Annotated in this window: 27 protein-coding genes and 1 pseudogene; 3 read left to right on the plus strand and 25 right to left on the minus strand. The window is 67.4% G+C overall.

What is annotated here, in order from left to right; genetic code table 11:
• The first annotated feature begins 41 nt into the window (after positions 1 to 41).
• From FM112_RS05880 to FM112_RS05890, 3 genes are all read left to right on the plus strand, one after another.
• Complete coding sequence (locus FM112_RS05880; protein ID WP_087004933.1) at positions 42 to 1,436, plus strand: APC family permease; 1,395 nt, start codon at positions 42 to 44, stop codon at positions 1,434 to 1,436.
• A 296-nt stretch (positions 1,437 to 1,732) separates the two neighbouring features.
• Positions 1,733 to 2,905: a CaiB/BaiF CoA-transferase family protein gene (locus FM112_RS05885; RefSeq protein WP_254910392.1), complete on the plus strand. Its 1,173-nt coding sequence runs from the start codon at positions 1,733 to 1,735 to the stop codon at positions 2,903 to 2,905.
• A 34-nt stretch (positions 2,906 to 2,939) separates the two neighbouring features.
• Entirely contained in the window at positions 2,940 to 4,097 is a 1,158-nt protein-coding gene (locus tag FM112_RS05890; protein ID WP_087004936.1) for an acyl-CoA dehydrogenase family protein, read from the plus strand.
• 87 nt (positions 4,098 to 4,184) lie between these two features.
• On the opposite strand, the gene FM112_RS05895 is transcribed toward FM112_RS05890, so the two are convergent.
• From FM112_RS05895 to fusA, 25 genes and pseudogenes are all read right to left on the minus strand, one after another.
• A complete protein-coding gene (locus FM112_RS05895; RefSeq protein ID WP_176386687.1) occupies positions 4,185 to 4,769 on the minus strand; it encodes an adenylate kinase in 585 nt (194 codons plus the stop codon).
• Positions 4,766 to 6,127 carry a preprotein translocase subunit SecY gene (gene secY, locus FM112_RS05900; RefSeq protein ID WP_087004940.1) on the minus strand — a complete coding sequence of 454 codons (1,362 nt, stop codon included), beginning with the start codon at positions 6,125 to 6,127 and terminating at the stop codon, positions 4,766 to 4,768. The genes FM112_RS05895 and secY overlap by 4 nt, the downstream gene beginning before the upstream one ends.
• 74 nt (positions 6,128 to 6,201) lie before the next feature.
• Positions 6,202 to 6,672, minus strand: a complete 471-nt coding sequence (gene rplO, locus FM112_RS05905; protein WP_087004943.1) for a 50S ribosomal protein L15 — start codon at positions 6,670 to 6,672, stop codon at positions 6,202 to 6,204.
• The gene (gene rpmD, locus FM112_RS05910) at positions 6,672 to 6,860 is read right to left on the minus strand and encodes a 50S ribosomal protein L30 (protein ID WP_087004946.1); all 189 of its coding nucleotides are present in this window, start codon (positions 6,858 to 6,860) and stop codon (positions 6,672 to 6,674) included. Before rpmD ends, rplO begins: the two co-directional genes overlap by 1 nt.
• The gene (gene rpsE, locus FM112_RS05915) at positions 6,860 to 7,546 is read right to left on the minus strand and encodes a 30S ribosomal protein S5 (RefSeq protein WP_254910394.1); all 687 of its coding nucleotides are present in this window, start codon (positions 7,544 to 7,546) and stop codon (positions 6,860 to 6,862) included. Before rpsE ends, rpmD begins: the two co-directional genes overlap by 1 nt.
• A 32-nt stretch (positions 7,547 to 7,578) precedes the next feature.
• Complete coding sequence (gene rplR, locus FM112_RS05920; protein ID WP_087004952.1) at positions 7,579 to 7,938, minus strand: 50S ribosomal protein L18; 360 nt, start codon at positions 7,936 to 7,938, stop codon at positions 7,579 to 7,581.
• A 2-nt stretch (positions 7,939 to 7,940) separates the two neighbouring features.
• Complete coding sequence (gene rplF, locus FM112_RS05925) at positions 7,941 to 8,477, minus strand: 50S ribosomal protein L6 (protein WP_087004955.1); 537 nt, start codon at positions 8,475 to 8,477, stop codon at positions 7,941 to 7,943.
• Between the two features lie 5 nt (positions 8,478 to 8,482).
• Positions 8,483 to 8,881, minus strand: coding sequence for a 30S ribosomal protein S8 (gene rpsH, locus FM112_RS05930; RefSeq protein ID WP_087004957.1), 399 nt, complete (start codon positions 8,879 to 8,881; stop codon positions 8,483 to 8,485).
• A gap of 102 nt (positions 8,882 to 8,983) precedes the next feature.
• Positions 8,984 to 9,568 carry a 50S ribosomal protein L5 gene (rplE, locus tag FM112_RS05935; RefSeq protein WP_087004960.1) on the minus strand — a complete coding sequence of 195 codons (585 nt, stop codon included), beginning with the start codon at positions 9,566 to 9,568 and terminating at the stop codon, positions 8,984 to 8,986.
• A gap of 87 nt (positions 9,569 to 9,655) precedes the next feature.
• A pseudogene (gene rplX, locus FM112_RS05940) lies at positions 9,656 to 10,006 on the minus strand (50S ribosomal protein L24); the annotation flags it as partial.
• Between the two features lie 3 nt (positions 10,007 to 10,009).
• Entirely contained in the window at positions 10,010 to 10,378 is a 369-nt protein-coding gene (rplN, locus tag FM112_RS05945) for a 50S ribosomal protein L14 (protein WP_087004965.1), read from the minus strand.
• 40 nt (positions 10,379 to 10,418) lie between these two features.
• Entirely contained in the window at positions 10,419 to 10,715 is a 297-nt protein-coding gene (gene rpsQ / locus FM112_RS05950; protein WP_087004968.1) for a 30S ribosomal protein S17, read from the minus strand.
• Positions 10,715 to 11,017: a 50S ribosomal protein L29 gene (gene rpmC, locus FM112_RS17660; protein ID WP_087004971.1), complete on the minus strand. Its 303-nt coding sequence runs from the start codon at positions 11,015 to 11,017 to the stop codon at positions 10,715 to 10,717. Before rpmC ends, rpsQ begins: the two co-directional genes overlap by 1 nt.
• Before the next feature lie 3 nt (positions 11,018 to 11,020).
• Positions 11,021 to 11,437 (minus strand): 50S ribosomal protein L16, encoded by a 417-nt coding sequence (gene rplP, locus FM112_RS05960; RefSeq protein ID WP_087004974.1) that lies wholly within the window; start codon positions 11,435 to 11,437, stop codon positions 11,021 to 11,023.
• Positions 11,438 to 11,440: 3 nt separating this feature from the next.
• Entirely contained in the window at positions 11,441 to 12,187 is a 747-nt protein-coding gene (rpsC, locus tag FM112_RS05965; protein WP_087004977.1) for a 30S ribosomal protein S3, read from the minus strand.
• Complete coding sequence (gene rplV / locus FM112_RS05970) at positions 12,187 to 12,570, minus strand: 50S ribosomal protein L22 (protein ID WP_087004980.1); 384 nt, start codon at positions 12,568 to 12,570, stop codon at positions 12,187 to 12,189. The genes rpsC and rplV overlap by 1 nt, the downstream gene beginning before the upstream one ends.
• A gap of 24 nt (positions 12,571 to 12,594) precedes the next feature.
• Positions 12,595 to 12,876: a 30S ribosomal protein S19 gene (rpsS, locus tag FM112_RS05975; RefSeq protein WP_026935972.1), complete on the minus strand. Its 282-nt coding sequence runs from the start codon at positions 12,874 to 12,876 to the stop codon at positions 12,595 to 12,597.
• Between the two features lie 15 nt (positions 12,877 to 12,891).
• Positions 12,892 to 13,728 carry a 50S ribosomal protein L2 gene (rplB, locus tag FM112_RS05980; protein ID WP_087004983.1) on the minus strand — a complete coding sequence of 279 codons (837 nt, stop codon included), beginning with the start codon at positions 13,726 to 13,728 and terminating at the stop codon, positions 12,892 to 12,894.
• A 20-nt stretch (positions 13,729 to 13,748) separates the two neighbouring features.
• Positions 13,749 to 14,048 (minus strand): 50S ribosomal protein L23, encoded by a 300-nt coding sequence (gene rplW, locus FM112_RS05985; protein WP_087004986.1) that lies wholly within the window; start codon positions 14,046 to 14,048, stop codon positions 13,749 to 13,751.
• Positions 14,045 to 14,695, minus strand: coding sequence for a 50S ribosomal protein L4 (gene rplD, locus FM112_RS05990; RefSeq protein WP_087004989.1), 651 nt, complete (start codon positions 14,693 to 14,695; stop codon positions 14,045 to 14,047). The genes rplW and rplD overlap by 4 nt, the downstream gene beginning before the upstream one ends.
• Before the next feature lie 3 nt (positions 14,696 to 14,698).
• Positions 14,699 to 15,352, minus strand: coding sequence for a 50S ribosomal protein L3 (gene rplC / locus FM112_RS05995; RefSeq protein ID WP_087004992.1), 654 nt, complete (start codon positions 15,350 to 15,352; stop codon positions 14,699 to 14,701).
• A gap of 8 nt (positions 15,353 to 15,360) precedes the next feature.
• Positions 15,361 to 15,669 carry a 30S ribosomal protein S10 gene (rpsJ, locus tag FM112_RS06000; RefSeq protein ID WP_026935977.1) on the minus strand — a complete coding sequence of 103 codons (309 nt, stop codon included), beginning with the start codon at positions 15,667 to 15,669 and terminating at the stop codon, positions 15,361 to 15,363.
• Between the two features lie 373 nt (positions 15,670 to 16,042).
• Entirely contained in the window at positions 16,043 to 18,148 is a 2,106-nt protein-coding gene (locus tag FM112_RS06005; protein WP_087004994.1) for a hypothetical protein, read from the minus strand.
• Positions 18,149 to 18,376: 228 nt separating this feature from the next.
• A complete protein-coding gene (tuf, locus tag FM112_RS06010) occupies positions 18,377 to 19,567 on the minus strand; it encodes an elongation factor Tu (protein ID WP_087004997.1) in 1,191 nt (396 codons plus the stop codon).
• Positions 19,568 to 19,698: 131 nt separating this feature from the next.
• The gene (gene fusA, locus FM112_RS06015) at positions 19,699 to 21,813 is read right to left on the minus strand and encodes an elongation factor G (RefSeq protein WP_087005000.1); all 2,115 of its coding nucleotides are present in this window, start codon (positions 21,811 to 21,813) and stop codon (positions 19,699 to 19,701) included.
• Positions 21,814 to 21,827 lie beyond the last annotated feature (14 nt).

Raw genomic sequence — 21,827 nt, forward strand, 5'->3', positions numbered from 1 at the left:
CCACCCCGCCGGCGGGCGGTCAGTTCAAACGCGGTCTCGGCATGTGGACCACGCTCACGCTCGGCGTCGGCGCCATGGTCGGCTTCGGCTGGGTCACCCTCGTCGGGAACTGGATCACCGAGGCCGGGGCCTTCGGCGCCGCCACCGCGATGCTCGTCGGCGGCCTCATGATGGCCGTCGTCGCCCTCGTCTACTCCGAGCTCGTCGCGGCCATCCCCAAGGCCGGCGGCGAGCACAACTACATCCTCCGCGCCATGGGCCCGCGCTGGTCCTTCATCGGCTCCTGGGGCATCACCGGCGGCTACGCCACCGTGGTGGCCTTCGAGGCCGTCGCCCTGCCCACCGCCGTGCAGTACGTCCTCCCGCTCGACCAGATCCACCTCTGGACCGTCAGCGACTCCGAGGTCTACCTCTCCTGGGCGCTCGTCGGCGCCGTGACCGCCGTCATCATCACGATCATCAACATCCTCGGCGTGAAGATCGCCGGCAGCTTCCAGATGTTCGTCGTCATCTTCCTCTTCGCGATCGGCGCCCTGCAGATCTTCGGCTCCCTCACGAACGGCGAGCCGGCCAAGATGGAGCCGCTGTTCACGAACGGCATGACCGGGTTCTTCGCGGTGCTCGTGGTCGTCCCCTTCATGTTCGTCGGCTTCGACGTCATCCCCCAGACCGCCGAAGAGGTGAACCTGCCCCCGCGCAAGACCGGCCGCATCTCCTTCATCTCCGTGCTCATCGCCGCGGCCTGGTACATCATGATCATCCTCACCGTCTCCTCCGCGCTCGACGAGGGACAGGCGAGCGAGTCCGCGCTGCCCGCCGCGGATGCGATGGCGAACCTCTTCGGCAGCGCGTTCTTCGGCAACCTCATGGTCGCCGCGGGCATCGCCGGCATCGTGACCTCGTGGAACTCGCTGCAGATGGGCGCCTCGCGCCTCATGTACTCCCTCGCCCACGGCGGCATGCTCCCCAAGTGGCTCGGCAAGCTGCACCCGAAGTTCGGCACCCCGGTCAACGCGCTGCTGGTACTCGGCGCGGTCGCCACGGCCGCCCCGTTCTTCGGCGACAAGGCGCTCGGCTGGATCGTCGACGGCGGCTCCCCGATGATCGTCATCGCCTACCTGCTCGTCTCCATCTCCTTCGTGATCCTCCGCATCCGCGAGCCGAAGATGGACCGGCCCCTCCGCATCGGCGGCAAGGGCAACGGCGGTCTGATCATCGGCATCCTCTCCGCGGCCATCACCGCATTCCTCTTCGCGCTCTACCTGCCCGGCATGCCCGCGGGCCTCGGCGCCGAGCCCTGGATCATCTTCGGCGTGTGGTGGCTCGTCGGCGCGATCTTCTTCTTCGGCATCCCCGGCGGCGTCAAGCCCGGCCCGAAGGCCGAGAAGCACCTGCTCATCAAGGTGTACGAGAAGTACCCGCACCGGAAGCCGTAGCCTCCCCCGAATCCTGGCCACGGCCGGTCGTTCTCAGCACGGAGAGCGACCGGCCGTGGCCAGAATTGTGCGTGGGGAGGGGGCTCACCGCGGGCGGCGGATGAGCTTGCGGTTCGCGAACTCCTCCCCTCTTTTCCAAATCCTGGCCACGAGCGGTCGTTCTCGGCCGCCGAAAGCGACCGGTCGTGGCCAGGATTCGGAAGAGGTGATGAAAAATCGATTTACCATCGAGGGGTCCCTCGCGGTAGGATCGACACGGACCGCGCACAGCCGCGCCGCCGCATAAGGAGAAGTTGTTGTCCCAGCACAGCGCCGCCACCGGGCCGCTCGCCGGCATCCGCGTCATCGATCTCTCCCGCGTCCTCGCGGGCCCGCTCAGCACCATGACCCTCGCCGACCTCGGCGCGGACGTCATCAAGGTCGAGCGCCCCGGCGCGGGCGACGACACGCGCTCCTGGGGCCCGCCCTACGCCGAGGACGGCACGGCCACCTATTTCCAGAGCGCGAACCGCAACAAGCGCTCGATCGCCCTCGACTTCCGCGAGGCCGAGGATCTCGAGGTCGTGCACCGGCTCATCGCCGAGGCCGACGTCGTCGTGGAGAACTTCCTCTCCGGCGCGCTCGAGCGCTCCGGCATCGACCTGGCGGCCCTGCGCGAGCGCCATCCGCACCTCATCACCGCGAGCATCACCGGCTTCGGCTCAGCGGCGGGCGCGCAGCGCCCCGGCTACGACTTCGTCGCCCAGGCGCTCGGCGGCCTCATGCACATCACCGGCGAACCGGACGGGGCCGCTATGAAGGTCGGCGTCGCGCTCGTCGACGTGCTCGCCTCCAAGGACCTCATCACCGGCATCCTCGCCGCGCTGCGCCAGCGGGATCGCACGGGGCGCGGGATGCGCGTCGAGGTCAACCTGCTCTCGAGCCTGCAGGCGGCGCTCGCCAACCAGGTGCAGGCCGTGATCGGCGCGGACGTCGAGCCCGGCAGGCTCGGCAATACGCACCCCTCGATCTGCCCCTACGAGTCGCTCCCCTGCCGGGACGGGGAGATCGCGGTGGCGATCGGCAACAACAAACAGTTCCGCGACTTCGCCGCCGAGCTCGGCGTGCCCGAGCTCGCCGACGACGAGCGCTTCGCGACGAACCCCTCGCGTGTGGCCCACCGGCCCGAACTCCGGGCACTGCTCGCGGAGGCCCTCGCCGCCGACACCGCCAAGCGGTGGCAGGAGCGCCTCGTGGCCGCAGGCATCGCCGCCGGGGCCGTCAACACGATCGGCGAGGGCATCGAGCTCGCCCGCGAGCTCGGCATCGATCCGGTGGTCGAGCTCGAGCGCGACCACGTGCGCTCCCTCGGCATCCGGCATCCGGTGCGCTACACCCCCGGGTTCGAGATCCCCACGGCCGGTCCCCCTGCCCTCGATGCCGACGGCGCGAGCATCCGTGCCGAGCTCGGCGCCGACGACCCCTCCTAGCCAGCTCCAGCATCCCCCAGCGAAAGGTGCCCCAATGACCGTCAGCGACCTGCTGAACCTCGACGCCGAATTCAGCGCCGAGGAACTCGCCCTGCGCGACCGCGTCCGCGAATTCGTCGACCGCCGCTTCCGCCCGAACATCGCGGACTGGTACGAGCGGGCGGTCTTCCCGACCGAGATCGTCCCGGAGATGGCCGAGCTCGGGCTGCTCGGCATGCACATCGAGGGCTACGGCTGCGCGGGGCGCAGCGCCGTCGAGTACGGCATCGCGATGCAGGAGCTCGAGGCCGGCGATTCGGGGCTGCGCACCTTCGTGTCGGTGCAGGGCTCGCTCGCGATGAGCGCGATCGCGAAGCACGGCTCGGAGGAGCAGAAACGGCGCTGGCTGCCGGAGATGGCCGCCGGCCGCGTCATCGGCTGCTTCGGCCTCACCGAGCCGAACGCCGGCAGCGACCCGGCCGGAATGGAGACCGTCGCCGTGCGCGACGGCGACGGCTGGGTGCTCAACGGCAGGAAGCGCTGGATCGGCCTCGGCACCATCGCGCAGATCGCGATCGTGTGGGCCCGCACCGACGAGGGCGTGCGCGGCTTCATCGTGCCCACCGATGCCGAGGGCTTCCGCGCCGAGGCCCTCGAGCCGAAGATGTCGATGCGCGCGTCCATCCAGACGGAGCTCTCGTTCGAGGACGTCCGGCTCTCCGAGGCCGATCGCCTGCCGGGTGCCACGAGCCTGCGCGCCCCGTTCGAATGCCTCAACGAGGCCCGCTACGGCATCGTGTGGGGCGCCCTCGGCGCCGCCCGCGACGCCTTCGACACGGCCCGCGACTACGCCGGCGAGCGCCGGCAGTTCGACAAGCCCCTCGCCGCCTTCCAGCTCACCCAGCAGAAGCTCGTGAACATGGCCCTCGAGCTCACCAAGGGCCAGCTGCTCGCCCTCCGCATCGGCCGGCTCAAGGACGCCGGCCGGCTCGAGCGCCACATGATCTCGGTGGGCAAGCTCAACAACTGCCGCGTCGCCATCGAGATCTGCCGCGAGGCGCGCACCGTCCTCGGCGGCAACGGCATCCTGCTCGACCGCTCGGTCATGCGGCACGCGAACAACCTCGAGTCCGTGCGGACGTACGAGGGCACCGACGAGGTGCACACGCTCATCCTCGGCCAGCACCTGACGGGCGAGAACGCCTTCGCCTGAGCCGTCACCGGCGCAAGAACGCGGCGCGCCTCCCGAGCGTTCGGGAGGCGCGCCGCGTTCTTGCGCCGTGCCGTCGGCGCCGCGGCGCTAGAAGCCCTTGGCCTTGAGCCCGTCGAGGATGCGCCGGCCGACCTCGTCGACCGTGCCCATGCCGTCGACCTCGACCACGACGCCGCGCTCGGCGTAGATGTCCACGACCGGTGCGGTCTCCTGCTCGTAGACCTCCTGGCGGTGGCGGATGACGTCCTCGGTGTCGTCCACGCGGCCCTGCTCCTGCGCGCGCTTGAGCAGGCGCTCGACGACCGCATCGGTGTCGGTCTGCAGCTGCACGACCGCGTCGATCTTCGCGCCGCGCTCCTCGAGCAGCTGCGTGAGGAACTCCACCTGGCCGCGCGTGCGCGGGTACCCGTCGAGCAGGAAGCCCTCCTGCGCGTCCGCCTGCGAGAGCCGGTCGGCGATGAGATCGTTCGTGAGGGTGTCGGGCACGAGCCGGCCCTGTGCCGTGATCTCCTGCACGCGCTTGCCGAGCTCGGTGCCGTTCTTGATGTTCTCGCGGAAGATGTCGCCCGTGGAGATGGCGGGGACGCCGTAGGCCTCGGCGAGCCCGGCGGCCTGCGTGCCCTTGCCCGCGCCCGGAGCGCCGACGATCAGCAGATGGATGGGTTTCGTCATCGAAGCAGCCCTTCGTAGTTGCGTTGCTGGAGTTGCGCGTCGATCTGCTTGACGGTCTCAAGGCCGACGCCGACGAGGATGAGGATGGAGGCGCCGCCGAACGGGAAGTTCTGGTTGGCGCCCACCGTCGCGAGCGCGATGAGGGGCAGCAGCGCGATGATGCCGAGGTAGATCGAGCCGGGGAAGGTGATCCGGTTCAGCACGAAGCTGAGGTAGTCGGCCGTGGGCTGGCCCGCGCGGATGCCGGGCACGAAACCGCCCTGCTTGCGCATGTTCTCGGCCACCTCGTCCGGGTTGAAGGCGATGTAGACGTAGAAGTAGGCGAACCCGATCGTGAGCAGGAAGTACACGACCATGTAGAGCCACGTGTCGCCCGACATGAAGTTGTTCTGCAGCCAGACGACCCACTCGGCCGGGGCCTCGCCGGCCGCGGGCTGGTTGAACTGGGCGATGAGCGCCGGGATCATCAGCAGCGAGGAGGCGAAGATGACCGGGATCACGCCGGCCTGGTTGACCTTGATGGGGATGTAGGTGGACTGCCCACCGTAGGTGCGGCGGCCGATCATCCGGCGCGCGTACTGCACTGGCACCCGTCGCTGCGACTGCTCGACGAACACGACGGCCACGAGCACGCCGAAGGCGAGCACGATGATGATCGCGAAGGTGAACACCCCGCCCGCGCCGGAGACGAGCGACCACATGGCCTGCGGGAAGCTCGCGGCGATCGAGGTGAAGATGAGCAGCGACATGCCGTTGCCGATGCCGCGCTCGGTGATGAGCTCGCCGAACCACATGATCACGGCGGTGCCCGCCGTGAGGATGCCGATCATGAGCAGCATGCGGAGCACGTTGGTCGTGATGTCGAAGCCGGTGGTCTCGGGCACGAAGTTGATGACGTTGGAGCAGGCCGGGTTGGCGTTGGCGCCGAAGAGGCCGCCGTTGCGGGCCACCGTGAGCAGGGTCGTGGACTGCAGCACCGCGAGGCCGATGGTCAGGTAGCGCGTGTACTGCGTCAGCTTGGCCTGACCGGACTGGCCCTCCTTGTGGAGGGCCTCGAAGTGGGGGATCACCACGCGCAGCAGCTGGGTGATGATCGACGCCGTGATGTACGGCATGATGCCCAGCGCGAAGATGGAGAGCTGCATGAGCGCGCCGCCCGAGAACATGTTGAGCATGTTGAACAGGCTGTTCTGCCCGTCGACGCTGACGCCCGCCACGCAGGTCTGCACGTTCTGATAGTCGACGAACGGGGCCGGGATGGACGTCCCGAGCCGGTAGATGGCGATCATGCCGAGGGTGAACAGAATCTTCCGACGAAGGTCGGGGGTTTTGAACACCCGGGAAATGGCGCTGAACACGCTTGCATCCTGCTTTCGCGTTGGTGGACGTGACAAATGCGGGGCCGGCCGCAGCCGACCCCGCATCTGGGTATCTACTTGACTGAGCCGCCTGCAGCCACGATCTTCTCCTCTGCCGAGGCGGAGACCTTGTCGACTGCAATGTTCAGCTTAACCGTAATCTCGCCGGTACCGAGTACCTTCACGAGTTCGTTCTTGCGAACCGCGCCCTTCTGCACGAGGTCTTCCACGGTGACGTCGCCGCCCTCGGGGTAGAGCTCTGCAAGCGCGTACAGGTTCACGACCTGGTACTCCTTGCGGAAGGGGTTCTTGAAGCCGCGGAGCTTCGGGGTGCGCATGTGCTGCGGCATCTGGCCGCCCTCGAAGCCGAGGGGGACGGACTTGCGCGCGCGCGTGCCCTTGGTACCGCGACCGGCGGTCTTGCCCTTCGACGCCTCGCCGCGGCCCTTGCGGATGCGCGACTTCTTGGCGCCTTCGGCGGGACGCAGGTCGTGCAGCTTCAGTGCACGCTCTTCGCGCTCGGTGGCGTTTTCGTTGTTCGACATTATTCGTTGATCTCCTCAACCTTGACCAGGTGCGCAACGGCACGCAGGTAGCCGCGGAGCTGCTGCGAGTCCTCGCGAACGACCGACTGGCCGATGCGCTTGAGGCCCAGCGAGCGCAGCGTGTCGCGCTGGTTCTGCTTTTCGCTGATGACCGACTTGATCTGGGTCACCTTGAGGGACGTAGCCATTAGGCACCAACCTTTGCAGCCTTGGCAGCCTCTTCGGCGGCACGTGCCTGGGCGCGGAGGATGCGCTGCGGGACGACCTGCTCGACCTCGAGGCCACGGCGAGCGGCGACCGCGCGGGGCTCCTCGAGGAGCTTGAGCGCGGCGACCGTTGCGTGAACGATGTTGATGGTGTTGGAGGATCCGAGCGACTTGCTGAGCACGTCGTGGATGCCTGCGCACTCGAGGACGGCGCGGACCGGACCACCGGCGATGACACCGGTACCCTCGGCGGCGGGACGGAGCAGGACGACGCCCGCGCCGGCCTCACCCTGCACGGGGTGCGGGATGGTCTTGATCACGCGGGGGACGCGGAAGAAGTTCTTCTTCGCCTCCTCGACGCCCTTCGAGATGGCCAGCGGAACCTCGCGGGCCTTGCCGTAGCCGACGCCGACCAGGCCGTTGCCGTCGCCCACCACGACGAGCGCGGTGAAGCTGAAGCGGCGGCCGCCCTTGACGACCTTCGACACACGGTTGATGGTGACGACGCGCTCGAGGAACTCGTTCTTCTCGGCGTTGTTGTCACGGCCGCCGCGGCGTCCGCCGCGGTCCTGACGGTCGCGGTTGCCGCCGCGGCGCTGACGACGGTCGTCGCCCTCGCGGGTGTTCGACTCGCTCGACGCGGCCGTCTCGACCGGCTTGTCGACGATGTTGTCGGGGATGTTGTTCTCGATCTTCTCGCTCACAGGCTCAGACCTGCCTCTCGTGCTCCATCGGCGACAGCCGCGACGCGGCCGGCGTACTGGTTACCACCGCGGTCGAACACGGCGCCCTCGACGCCGGCGTCCTTCGCGCGCTGGCCGATCAGCTCGCCCACGCGACGCGCCTTCGCGGTCTTGTCGCCATCGAACGCACGCAGGTCGGCTTCCATGGTGGAGGCCGAGGCGAGCGTGTGGCCCTGCACATCGTCCACGAGCTGGACGAATACGTGCCGCGCCGAACGGGTTACCACCAGACGCGGGCGCTGCGCAGTCCCGGTGATCTTCTTGCGCAGCCGAGCGTGGCGACGGCCACGGGCTGCTTGCTTGCTCGGGTGAGCCATGCTTACTTACCAGCCTTTCCAGCCTTGCGGCGGACCTGTTCGCCTGCGTAACGGATGCCCTTGCCCTTGTAGGGCTCCGGGGGCTTGATCTTGCGGATGTTGGCGGCGACCTCGCCGACCTGCTGCTTGCTGATACCGCTGACCGTGATCTTGTTCTGGCCCTCGACCTGGAGCGTGATGCCCTCGGGAGCCTCGAACGAGACGGGGTGCGAGAAGCCGAGCGCGAACTCGAGCGAGTTGCCCTTGGCCTGGACGCGGTACCCGGTGCCGACGACCTCGAGGCCCTTGGAGTAGCCCTCGGTGACGCCGACGATGTTGTTGTGGATCAGCGTGCGGGTGAGGCCGTGCAGCGAGCGCGACTCGCGCTCGTCGTCCGGACGCGAGACGATGACCTGACCGTCCTCGACCTTGGCCTCGATCGGAGCCGACACGGTGAGCTTGAGTTCGCCCTTGGGGCCCTTCACGGCGACGTCTGCGCCGGCGACGTTGACCTCGACGCCGGTGGGAATCTGGATGGGGAGACGACCAATGCGCGACATTTAGATCACCATACGTAGGCGAGGACTTCCCCACCTACGCCCTTCGCGTTGGCCTCGCGGTCCGTGAGGATGCCGGAGGACGTGGACAGGATCGCAATTCCGAGGCCGCCCAGAACGGTCGGCAGCTCGGTGGACTTCGCGTACACGCGCAGGCCCGGCTTCGAGACGCGCTTGATGCCGGTGAGGGCGGGGCGACGGTCCTGGCCGAACTTGAGCGAGATGCTGAGGCTCTCGCCCACGCGTGCGGCTTCGGAGCCCCACTCGGTGATGTAACCCTCGCGCTTGAGGATCTCGGCAATGCTCTTCTTGAGCTTCGAGCTCGGCATCGTCACGGTGTCGTGGTGTGCCTTGCTCGCGTTGCGCAGACGCGTGAGCATATCTGCGACGGGGTCGGTCATAGTCATGACGCGATATTTCCTTTCGCCTGGTTTCGCCGCCCCGTACACGGGGCGGCGACCTTTGGTGGTGATGCTCCCCGGCCGAAGCCGGGGAGCGGGCGGGCTCGCCTAGTTGGAGAGCCCGGCGTGGTACGGGAAGCCCAGCGAGCGCAGGAGCGCGCGGCCGGACTCGTCGTCCTTCGCGGTGGTGACAACGGTGATGTCCATACCACGGGGACGATCAATCTTATCGGGATCGATCTCGTGGAACATCACCTGTTCGGTGAGTCCGAAGGTGTAGTTGCCCTGGCCGTCGAACTGCTTGTCCGAGAGGCCGCGGAAGTCGCGGATGCGGGGCAGCGCGAGCGAGAGCAGGCGGTCGAGGAACTCCCACATGCGGTCTCCGCGCAGCGTGACGTGCGCGCCGATCGGCTGACCCTCGCGCAGCTTGAACTGGGCGATGGACTTGCGGGCCTTCGTGACCTTGGGCTTCTGACCGGTGATGAGGGTGAGGTCGTTGACCGCGCCCTCGATCAGCTTGCCGTCCTGGGCTGCCCGGCCGACGCCCATGTTCACCACGATCTTCTCGAGGGTGGGAACCTGGTGCACGTTCGCGACGCCGAGCTCCTCCTGGAGCTTCGCCTTCAGTTCCTCGCGGTACTTCACCTTGAGTCGGGGCTGGATTTTGCCAGCTCCCGTGGCGTTCTCAGTCATGCGCTACTCGCTGTCCTTCTTCTCGGCCTGCTTGGCGGAGGCCTTCTTGGTGGTCTTCTTCGCGGGCTTCTCGGCCGGCGCTGCCGCGCGGCGCGAGGCCTTGAAGACACGGGTGCGGGTGGTCTTCTCGACGCCGTCCTTCGTGGTCTCCTCGACCTTGACGCCGGTGCGGGCGCCGCGGCCCGTCTCCGGGTCGACGAGCGCCACGTTCGACACGTGGATCGGCGCCTCGACGGTCTCGAGGCCGCCGGTCTTCGTGCCGCGCTGGGTCTGGCCCTCGCGAACGTGCTTCGTGACGTAGTTGACGCCCTCGACGATCACGCGGTCACGGTCGACGAGCACCTCGAGGACCTTGCCCTGCTTGCCCTTGTCGCCGCCCTTCGCCTGCGGAGTGCCCGTAATGACCTCGACGAGGTCGTCCTTGCGAATCTTCGCCATGGTTTAGAGCACCTCCGGAGCGAGCGAAATGATCTTCATGAACCGCTTGTCGCGCAGCTCGCGGCCGACCGGGCCGAAGATGCGGGTACCGCGGGGTTCGCCGTCGTTCTTGAGGATCACGGCGGCGTTCTCGTCGAACTTGATGTACGAGCCATCGACGCGACGGGTCGGCTTCTTCGTGCGAACGACGACAGCCTTGACGATGTCACCCTTCTTCACGTTGCCGCCGGGGATGGCGTCCTTGACGGTCGCGACGATCGTGTCGCCGAGGCCGGCGTAGCGACGTCCGGATCCCCCGAGCACGCGGATGGTGAGCAGTTCCTTCGCGCCCGAGTTATCGGCGACGCGGAGGCGGGATTCCTGCTGAATCATGTGTCAGTCTCCTTGGCTGTTTCAGCGCTGTAGGCGAGGCCTACTTCGCCTTCTCGAGGATCTCGACCAGCCGCCAGCGCTTGCTCGCGCTGAGGGGACGGGTCTCTGCGATGCGAACGAGGTCGCCGATGCCGGCGGTGTTGTTCTCGTCGTGCGCCTTGATCTTGGTAGAGCGGCGAATCACCTTGCCGTAGAGGGGGTGCTTCACACGGTCCTCGACCAGCACCACGATGGTCTTGTCCATCTTGTCGCTGGTGACGTAGCCGCGGCGGGTCTTGCGGTAGTTGCGCTGCAGCGTCTGCTCGGCCTCGGCCGGAGTCGAAGTGGTGTCAGCCATTAGTTGGTCTCCTCGTTCGTCGCGGCGGCCTCGGCCTTCTTCGCGCGGCTCTTCTTCGCGGGCTTCTCAGCCGGCGCGGGCGTCGCGCGGATGCCGAGCTCGCGCTCGCGCAGCACCGTGTAGATGCGCGCGATGTCGCGCTTCACGGCGCGGATGCGACCGCGCTCCTCGCCCTGGCCGGTCGCAGCCTGGAAGCGGAGGTTGAAGAGTTCTTCCTTCGCCTTCTTCAGCTCCTCGACCAGACGGCCGTTCTCCATGGTGTCGAGCTCGTTGATGGCGAGCTCTTTCGATCCGATCGCCATTTCCTACTCGCCTTCCTCACGGGTGATGATGCGTGCCTTGAGGGGCAGCTTGTGGATGGCACGGGTGAGTGCCTCACGAGCGAGCTCCTCGTCAACGCCGCCGACCTCGAACAGCACGCGGCCGGGCTTGATGTTGGCTACCCACCACTCGGGCGAGCCCTTGCCCGAGCCCATGCGGGTCTCGGCGGGCTTCTTGGTGAGCGGGCGGTCCGGGAACACGTTGATCCAGACCTTGCCGCCGCGCTTGATGTGGCGGGTCATGGCGATACGCGCGGCCTCGATCTGACGGTTGGTCAGGTACGCGGGGCTGAGCGCCTGGATACCGAACTCACCGAAGGTGACCCTGGTGCCGCCGGTGGCCTGACCGCGACGGGTCGGGCGGTGCTGCTTACGGTGCTTTACTCGACGTGGAATCAGCATGTTCTAGCTCTCCGCTCCCGCAGCAACCTGCTCCTGGCGACGGTTGCGGCGCGGACGGTCGCCGCGGTCGCGCGACGACTTCTGGTTGGCCTGCTCGCGGGCAAGCTCCTTGTTGGTCAGGTCACCCTTGTAGATCCACACCTTGACACCGATGCGACCGTAGGTGGTCTTGGCCTCGTAGAAGCCGTAGTCGATGTTGGCGCGGAGGGTGTGCAGGGGCACGCGGCCCTCGCGGTAGAACTCCGAGCGGCTCATCTCGGCGCCGCCGAGACGGCCGGACACCTGGATGCGGATGCCCTTGGCGCCGGCGCGCTGGGCGCCCTGGAGTCCCTTGCGCATGGCGCGGCGGAACGCGACGCGGCCGGCGAGCTGCTCGGCGATGCCCTGAGCGACGAGCTGCGCCTCCTGGTCGGGGTTCTTCACCTCGAGGATGTTCAGCTGGATCTGCTTGCCGGTGAGCTTCTCGAGCTCGCCGCGGATGCGCTCGGCCTCGGCGCCGCGACGACCGATCACGATGCCCGGGCGGGCCGTGTGGATGTCGACGCGGACGCGGTCGCGCGTGCGCTCGATGACGATGTAGGCGATACCCGCCCGGTCGAGCGACTCGGTCAGGTGCTTCCGGATCTGGACGTCTTCCTTCACGTAGTCCGAGTAGCGCTGACCCGGCTTCGTCGAGTCGGCGTACCAGCGCGACCGGTGGTCGGTGGTGATGCCGAGGCGGAAACCGTACGGATTGATTTTCTGGCCCATTAGTTCGCCGCCTCCTGCTCAACGGCGTCGACCGCGGGGGTCGACACCACTACGGTGATGTGGCTGGTGCGCTTGTTGATGCGTCCGGCACGGCCCTGGGCGCGCGGACGGAAGCGCTTCAACGTCACTCCCTCGTCGACGAACACGGTGCTGACGTACAGGTCGCGCTCGTCGAGGTACTCGTTGTTGTTGTCTGCCTGGACGCGCGCATTCGCGATCGCGGAGGCCACGGCCTTGTAGACCGGCTCAGAGGCACCCTGGGGTGCGAACTTCAGAATGGCGAGCGCTTCGAGCGCCTGCTTGCCGCGAATCAGGTCGACGACGCGGCGAGCCTTCTGAGGGGTAACGCGGATGTGTCGCGCGCGGGCGATCGACTCCACCATAATTTCCTCCTTCTAGCCGCCGCGTTAGCGGCGGCGACCCTTCTTGTCGTCCTTCTCGTGACCGCGGAAGGTGCGGGTCGGCGCGAACTCGCCGAGCTTGTGGCCGATCATCGACTCGGTGACGAACACCGGGATGTGCTTGCGACCGTCGTGCACCGCGATGGTGTGACCGAGCATGTCGGGCACGATCATCGAACGGCGCGACCACGTCTTGATGACGTTGTTGGAACCGGCTTCGTTCTGCTTGAGCACCTTCTGCAGCAGGTGCTCGTCGACGAAGGGGCCCTTCTTAAGACTGCGAGGCATCTTCTTGAACTCCTACTACTTGCGCTTCTTCGACGGGCGGCGACGGACGATGTACTTGTCCGACTCACGGTTCGGCTTGCGGGTGCGGCCTTCCGGCTGACCCCAGGGGCTGACCGGGTGGCGACCACCCGAGGTCCGGCCCTCGCCACCGCCGTGGGGGTGGTCGATCGGGTTCATGACCACGCCGCGGACGGTCGGGCGGACGCCCTTCCAGCGCTTGCGGCCGGCCTTGCCGAGGTCGATGTTCGCCTGCTCGGCGTTGCCGACCTCGCCGACCGTGGCGCGGCAGCGCGCGTCCACGTTGCGGACCTCGCCCGAGGGCAGGCGGAGCTGCGCGTAGGGGCCGTCCTTGGCGACGAGTCGGACCGAGGCGCCGGCCGAGCGGGCCATCTTGGCGCCGCCGCCGGGGCGGAGCTCGACGGCGTGCACGACGGTACCGGTCGGGATGTTGCGGAGCGGCAGGTTGTTGCCCGGCTTGATGTCCGCCTCGGGGCCCGACTCGACGATGTCGCCCTGCTTGAGCTTGTTCGGTGCGAGGATGTAGCGCTTGGTGCCGTCCACGAAGTGCAGCAGCGCGATGCGCGCGGTGCGGTTCGGGTCGTACTCGATGTGCGCGACCTTCGCGTTCACGCCGTCCTTGTCGTTACGGGTGAAGTCGATGACGCGGTACTGACGCTTGTGACCGCCGCCGATGTGGCGGGTGGTGATGCGTCCCTGGTTGTTGCGGCCGCCGGTCTTGGGAAGCGGCTTGAGCAGCGACTTCTCGGGGGTCGTGCGGGTGATCTCGGTGAACTCCGAGACCGAGCCGGCGCGACGACCGGGGGTGGTGGGCTTGAATTTGCGAATCGCCATGATAGTTCTCAGTCCTCCGGTTAGCCGACGTTCGTGAAGATGTCGATGGTGCCGGACTTCAGGGTGACGATCGCGCGCTTGGTGTTCTTGCGCTTGCCGGTCCCGAAGCGGGTGCGGCGCGTCTTGCCCTGTCGGTTGATGATGTTCACGCGTGCGACGTCGACGGAGAAGATCTGCTCGATGGCGTACTTGATCTCCGCCTTGTTCGACCCGGTGGCGACCTCGAAGGTGTACTGGCCCTGGTCAATGAGGCCGTAGCTCTTCTCGGAGATCACCGGACGAAGGATGACATCGCGCGGGTCCTTGTCGATACCGCTCATGCCTGCTGCTCCTTGGTGGTCTTGGACTCGACGAAGCCGTCGAAGGCTCCCTTGAGGAATACGACGTCGTCTGCGCGGAGGACGTCGTAGGCGTTGAGCTGGTCGGCGCTGATGACGTGCGCGTGCTCGACGTTGCGGACCGACTTGCGGGTGACGACGTCATCCTGCTCGACGACGACGAGGACGTTGCGGCCCTCGACTGCGGTGCGGTACGCGGTGATCGCGGCCTTCGTGGAGGGGGCCTCGCCCGAGACGAGCTCGGTGAAGACGTGGATCTGGCCGTTGCGGGCGCGGTCCGAGAGCGACTGCAGCAGTGCGGCGGCGACCATCTTCTTGGGGGTGCGCTGCGCGTAGCTGCGGGGAACCGGACCGTGCACGATGCCGCCGCCGCGGTGCTGCGGCATGCGGATCGAGCCCTGACGGGCGTTACCGGTGCCCTTCTGCTTGAAGGGCTTGCGGCCGGCGCCGGAGCGCTCGCCGCGGTTCTTGGTCTTGTGCGTCCCCTGGCGGGCGGCGGCCTGCTGGGCGACGACGACCTGGTGGATCAGCGGGATGTTCGCCTCGAGGCCGAAGAGCTCCTCGGGGAGCTCCACGGTGCCGGCCTTCTTGCCGGTCGCGTCGAGGACGTCGATCGTGTTGGCAGCCATCGGCTAGGCCCCCTTCACTGCGTTGCGGACGAATACGAGACGGCCCTTGGCGCCGGGGACGGCGCCCTTGACCAGCAGCAGACCGCGCTCGGCGTCGACGCCGTGCACCGTGAGGTTCTGCACGGTGACGCGGTCCGAGCCCATGCGGCCGGCCATGCGCGTGCCCTTGAAGACACGGCTGGGGGTGGCCGAAGCACCGATCGAGCCGGGCTTGCGGTGGTTCTTGTGGGCACCGTGGGAGGCGCCGACGCCCTTGAAGTTGTGGCGCTTCATCGTTCCGGCGAAGCCCTTGCCCTTCGAGGTGCCGACGACGTCGACCTTCTGGCCGGCCTCGAACAGGTCCACGGTGAGCTCCTGGCCGAGCTCGTACTCCGAGGCGTCGGCGGTGCGGATCTCGGTGAGGTGGCGACGCGGGGTCACGCCTGCGGCCTTGAAGTGACCGGCGGCGGGCTTGTTCACCTTGCGCGGGTCGATGGCGCCGGCGGCGATCTGGATCGCGTCGTAGCCGTTCTTCTCGGTGTTCAGGATCTGCGTGACCACGTTCGGGCTCACCTGGATAACGGTGACGGGGACCATCCGGTTCTCGGCGTCCCACTGCTGGGTCATGCCCAGCTTGGTGCCGAGCAGCCCCTTGTACGTCTTGGTAGCGGTAGGCATGAGTTCCTCTAGAGCTTGATCTCGATGTTGACGTCTGCCGGCAGGTCGAGACGCATGAGCGAGTCGACGGCCTTCGGCGTGGGGTCGACGATGTCGATCAGCCGCTTGTGGGTGCGCTTCTCAAACTGCTCGCGGCTGTCCTTGTACTTGTGGGGGGAACGGATGACCGTTACCACGTTCTTCTCCGTCGGAAGCGGGACTGGCCCGATGACGGATGCACCAGCGCGCGTGACGGTGTCCACAATTTTGCGCGCGGAGTTGTCGATGACCTCGTGGTCATACGACTTCAGTCGGATGCGGATTTTTTGTCCCGCCATGTCCTACTCCTCAATCAATTGGGGCTCGAATCGGCCTCACATGCATTACCCGGACTGCGCTTGCAGTTGGCGTGCACCACTGTTTTTCTGTCAATGTCACCTGCCCGGAGCGCTGTGCGCTCAGGCTGATGTACGGCGCCGCGGCGGAGTCGAGGACCCGCCATGACGCCGGAGCTGTGCTCTGCTGCCGGAGGAAGCACCTGGCCGCGAGGCGGTCGGCACGTCACGAACGCGACAGTGATTCGGGCGCCTGCCTATGGCACGCCCGAAGTATTGAACTTCACTAGTTTAGGGTCGGGCTGCAGTTTCGCGCAACCCGGGCGTGTCGGATTCTTCGACGGCCCGGGTCGCGCGCGTGCTCGCGGGAGTACGCCTAGCCGAACAGCTCGTGCAGGCGGCCCTCTTCGCGCAGCTCGAGGTACTTGTCCGTCGCCGCCTCGACGAAGACCTCCATGGTCCGGTACGGGCTGAACACCCATCCCCCGCCCTCCTGGACGACCACGAGTCCGAGCTCGTCGAATCCGAGCTCGCCGAATCCCGGCCAGTCGGTCAGGCACATCGTCGAGGGGCCGCTGTACGAGCCCTCGTCGGTCGCGCAGTAGCCGTCGAGCACGAGCGTGTCGCCGTCCGCCGTCAGCCGCAGGTCGTCCGGGAGGATCATCGTGGTGCCCTCGTGCTCGAAGCGCTCGAATCCGCCCTCCACCGAATAGTCGAGGGGCTCGCCCGTGGAGTAGCCGCCCGAGTCCTGCTGGGCGTACTTGAGCATCGGCAGCACGTAGAGGGACAGGAGCGTGCGCTCCGCCTCGGAGAACAGGCCGATGCCGGACTCGAAGTCGCCGCTCTGCCCCTGGAACGCTGCGGTTCCAGCCTCCATGAACGCCTCGGCGAGACCCGTGCCCACCTCCTCGGGGGTGGCCGCCGGCGTCGCCTCGACGACCGTGTCGCCGGGCGTGGACGGCCCTCCTCCGCCGTAGCCGAAGAACGCCTGGGTCATGTAGTGCGCGAAGGTCATGAAGTAGCTGACGTACCAGCCGCTCCCCTCCTTGACCGTCACCGCACTGAATCCCTCGGGGAACATGTCCCCGCTCGTGCCGCCCTGCATGGTCATGTCGAACTCGTAGGGCAGCTCCGGCGCCTCGACCTCCGTCGTCGCGGCGTCGGCCGCCGAGACGGCCTCCTGCTCATCGGCCCCGGTCTGCTTCTGCCACTCGTACTCCATGGCCCAGGCGAGGTCCTGCATGGCGGCCTCGAGCGCCTCCTCGTCGCCGTCGACGATCAGGGTGCCCGAGGTGATCGTCACGAGCTCCACGCCCTCGACGATCTCCTCCGTCTCGTACTCGAAGTCCTCGCGCTCGATGTCCACCGCCCGCTCCGCGGCCTCGAGCGCGTCCATCGCGGACGGATGCTCGCCGTCCTCGCTCGCGCCGATGTCGGCCTGCTGGAGCTGCTGCGCCGCGTCCTGGAAGATGTCGCGCTCGCTCGGCGCGAGTGCGAGCGCCGAGTCGACCACGTTGAAGGAGGCGACGCTGTCGAACATGTCGGTCACCGCCGCCTCGGGGCTGCGGGCTCCCCCGAACTTGCCGAGCAGCGCGAACAGGCCCCACGTGCCGAGGCCGAGCACGACCACGACGACAGCGGCGATGATCCCGAACAGCAGCTTCCGGTTCCGCTTGCGGGGGCCGCCCGGCCCCGTGGGCGCGTAGCCGCTCGGCGGCTGCCCGTACGCGCTGTTCGGCCCCGGCTGCTGCGGGTACTGGCCGCCGTACGTGCCCTGTGCATAGGTGCCCTGCGAGTAGCCGCCCTGCCCATAGGTCCCGCCCTGCGCGGAGGCATCCTGCGCGTAGGTGCCCTGGGAGTAGGCGCCCTGGTGCGCACCCGGGGCGCTGCCGCCGTGGCCCTGCGGTACTCCCGTCCCTCCGTCCGGCTGCCCGGAACCGGGCGCCGCCCCGTAGGCCTGGTCACCCCCGTAGGCAGGATTCGAGCCGTACGTCCGGTTCGGGCCGGAGCGCTGATCCCCGCCGTACGACTGATTCGCACCGTAGGTCTGGTTCGCACCGTACGGCTGGTTCGCACCGGCGACCTGGTTCGAGCCGTTCGTCCGCCCCGAGCCCTCCTGCCGAGCGCCGCCGTAGCTCTGGTTGTACCCGTACGTCGGGTTCGGCCCGTAGCTTTGGTTCGAGCCGTAGGGCTGCTCCGCCCCGTATCCGGCGCCCGTTCCAGAGGTCTGATCCCCGTACTGCGACCCGCCGTTCGCGGCGGCGCCGCCGGCACCCTGGCCCTGCCCGGCCGCCCCCGGGGCCGCGCCGTACGTCGGACCGCCGCCGTATCCGGCCGTCCCGCTCGGGCTCCCCGCCGGGCCGCCGCCGGCGTTCGGGCCGGCGCCGTATCCCGAGCCGCGGTCCGGGCCGCCGTTCGTGCCGTCGCCCCGACCGGGCCGCTGCTCTTCCGGCCCGACCGGCCGGTTCGTGTCATCCGACATGGGGCACCTCATTCGGCTGTGATGGTCTGCTGACGCCAGTCATCCTATGCGGGCGCGGGCCGCCGTCCGGCCCATTGCCCACCGAGGGAGCATGCGGCGGCGGAAACACCAGCCCGGAGTTGTAGGCCGCCCGGTCGCCGGGGCGGGAAAACGAAGTCGGGGCCGAGCAGCGAACTGCTCGACCCCGACGGAGTCGTACGGCTGGGCCGAACCGACTACCGGACAGACCTACTTGTTGATCTTGGTGACGGTACCGGCACCGACGGTGCGGCCGCCCTCGCGGATCGCGAAGCCGAGGCCCTCTTCCATGGCGATCGGCTGGATGAGCTCGACCGACATGTCGACGGTGTCACCGGGCATGACCATCTCCTTGCCCTCGGGCAGGGTGATGACGCCGGTCACGTCCGTGGTGCGGAAGTAGAACTGCGGACGGTAGTTCGAGTAGAACGGGTTGTGACGGCCGCCCTCATCCTTCGAGAGGATGTAGGCGGTGCCCTCGAACTCGGTGTGCGGGGTCACGGAGCCGGGGGCGGCCACGACCTGGCCGCGCTCGACGTCCTCGCGCTTGAGACCGCGGAGCAGCAGACCGCAGTTCTCGCCGGCCCACGCCTCGTCGAGCTGCTTGTGGAACATCTCGATACCGGTGACGGTGGTCTTCTGGGTGGGGCGGATGCCGACGATCTCGACGTCCGAGTTGATCGCGAGGGTACCGCGCTCGGCGCGGCCCGTGACGACGGTGCCACGACCGGTGATGGTGAAGACGTCCTCGATGGGCATGAGGAAGGGCTTCTCACGGTCGCGAACCGGGTCCGGGATGCTCTCGTCGACGGCGTCCATGAGCTCGAGGATCGAGTTGACCCACTTCTCTTCGCCCTCGAGGGCCTTGAGCGCCGAGACGTGGACGACCGGAGCCTCCTCGTCGAAGCCCTGCGAAGCGAGCAGCTCGCGGACCTCGAGCTCGACGAGCTCCATGATCTCCTCGTCGTCCACCATGTCCGACTTGTTCAGCGCGGCGAGCAGGTAGGGGACGCCGACCTGCTTGGCGAGCAGCACGTGCTCGCGGGTCTGCGCCATGGGGCCGTCGGTGGCGGCGACCACGAGGATCGCGCCGTCCATCTGAGCAGCACCCGTGATCATGTTCTTCACGTAGTCGGCGTGACCAGGGGCGTCGACGTGCGCGTAGTGACGCTTCGGGGTCTCGTACTCGATGTGCGAGATGTTGATCGTGATACCGCGCTGGCGCTCTTCCGGTGCCGAGTCGATGGTGCCGAAGTCGCGCTGGACGTTGGTCTCCGACGGGTACTTGTCGGCAAGCACCTTCGAGATGGCGGCGGAAAGCGTCGTCTTGCCGTGGTCGACGTGACCGATCGTTCCGATGTTTACGTGCGGCTTGGTCCGCTCGAACTTGGCCTTGGCCACTGTGGGTCCTCCTCAGGACGGTTTCTTTGACTCGACTCACACTACAGTGCGTGACGAGACTTGGAAATTTGGGCAGGTGAATATGGTACCCGGTGATCCGGTCTCGAATCGCCAGGCGATTGAGCAGGGTGCTATTCGCCCTTGCTCTTCTGGATGATCTCCTCCGCGACAGCGTTCGGGACCTCCGAGTAAGAGTCGAACTCCATCGAGTAGACCGCGCGACCCGAGGTCTTGCTGCGCAGGTCGCCGATGTAGCCGAACATCTCCGACAGCGGTACGAGTGCTCGCACCAGCTTGACGCCGGACGCATCCTCCATTGCCTGGATCTGGCCACGACGTGAGTTCAGGTCGCCGATGACGTCACCCATGTACTCCTCGGGCGTGCGCACCTCGACCTTCATCAGGGGCTCGAGCAGTGCGGGGCTCGCCTTGGGAGCGGCTTCCTTGAAGGCCATCGAGCCCGCGATCTTGAACGCCATCTCCGACGAGTCAACATCGTGGTACTGACCATCAAGCAGGGTGGCCTTCACGCCGACCATCGGGTAGCCGGCGAGAATACCGACGCGCATCGCGTCCTGAATACCTTGATCGACCGAGGGGATGTACTCCCGCGGCACGCGACCGCCGGTCACGGCGTTCTCGAACTCGTAGATCGTGTCGCCCTCGACCTTCATGGGCTCGAGCTTGATCTGCACCTTCGCGAACTGGCCGGAACCACCGGTCTGCTTCTTGTGCGTGTAGTCGTACTTCTCGACCGTGCGGCGGAGCGTCTCGCGGTAGGCCACCTGGGGCTTGCCGATGTTCGCCTCGACCTTGAACTCGCGCTTCATGCGGTCCACGAGGACGTCGAGGTGCAGCTCGCCCATGCCGGAGATGGTCGTCTGGCCGGTCTCCTGGTTGAGCTCGACGCGGAACGTCGGGTCCTCTTCGGCGAGCTTCTGGATCGCGACGCCGAGCTTCTCCTGGTCGGCCTTCGAGTTGGGCTCGATCGCCACCGAGATCACGGGCTCGGGGAAGCTCATCGACTCGAGGATGACCGGCTTGCTCATGTCCGAGAGCGTGTCGCCGGTGGTGGTGTCCTTGAGGCCGATGGCCGCGTAGATGTGCCCCGCGGTGACCGAGTCGACCGGGTTCTCCTTGTTCGAGTGCATCTGGAACAGCTTGCCGATGCGCTCGCGCTTGCCCTTGGTCGAGTTGAGCACCTGCGAGCCGGACTCGACGTGACCGGAGTACACGCGGATGTAGGTGAGGCGGCCGTAGAAGGGGTGCACCGCGACCTTGAACGCGAGGGCCGAGAACGGCTCGTTCGTGTCGGGGTTGCGGACGATCTCGATCTCCTCGTCCTTGACGTCCACGCCGTGGACCGGCGGCACCTCGAGGGGCGAGGGCAGGTAGGAGACGACGGCGTCGAGCATCGGCTGGATGCCGCGGTTCTTGAACGCGGTGCCGCACATGACGGGGAACGCCTCGCCGGCGATGGTCATGTCGCGGATCGCCTCGCGGATCTCCTGCTCGGTGAGCTCCTCGCCGCCGAGGTACTTCTCGATCAGCTCCTCGCTGGACTCGGCGATCGACTCGAGCAGCTCGGCGCGGTACTCCTCCGCGCGCTCCTTGAGGTCGGCCGGGATCTCCTCGACCACGGCGTCCGCGCCGGGGGCGACGACGCCCTTGGCGTCGCCGCGCCAGGTCAGCGCCTGCATGGTGATGAGGTCGACCACGCCGATGAAGTCGCTCTCGATGCCGATCGGCAGCTGCAGCACGAGGGGCTTCACGCCGAGGCGCGACTTGATGGTCTCGACCGAGTGGTAGAAGTCGGCGCCGAGCTTGTCCATCTTGTTGATGAAGCAGATGCGGGGCACGTTGTACTTGTCGGCCTGGCGCCAGACGGTCTCCGACTGGGGCTCCACGCCCTCCTTGCCGTCGAACACCGCGACCGCGCCGTCGAGCACGCGGAGCGAGCGCTCCACCTCGACCGTGAAGTCGACGTGCCCGGGCGTATCGATGATGTTGATCTGGGTGCCGTTCCAGTAGCAGGTGGTGGCGGCGGAGGTGATCGTGATGCCACGCTCCTGCTCCTGGGCCATCCAGTCCATGGTCGCCGCACCGTCGTGGCTCTCGCCGATCTTGTGGTTGACGCCCGTGTAGAACAGAATGCGCTCGGTGGTGGTGGTCTTACCGGCATCGATGTGGGCCATGATGCCGATGTTGCGGACCTTGTTCAGGTCAGTCTGCACGTCCTGTGCCACGGATATCTCCCGTT

This window comes from Gulosibacter sp. 10 (genome assembly GCF_900163695.1).
Taxonomy (GTDB): Bacteria; Actinomycetota; Actinomycetes; order Actinomycetales; family Microbacteriaceae; genus Gulosibacter.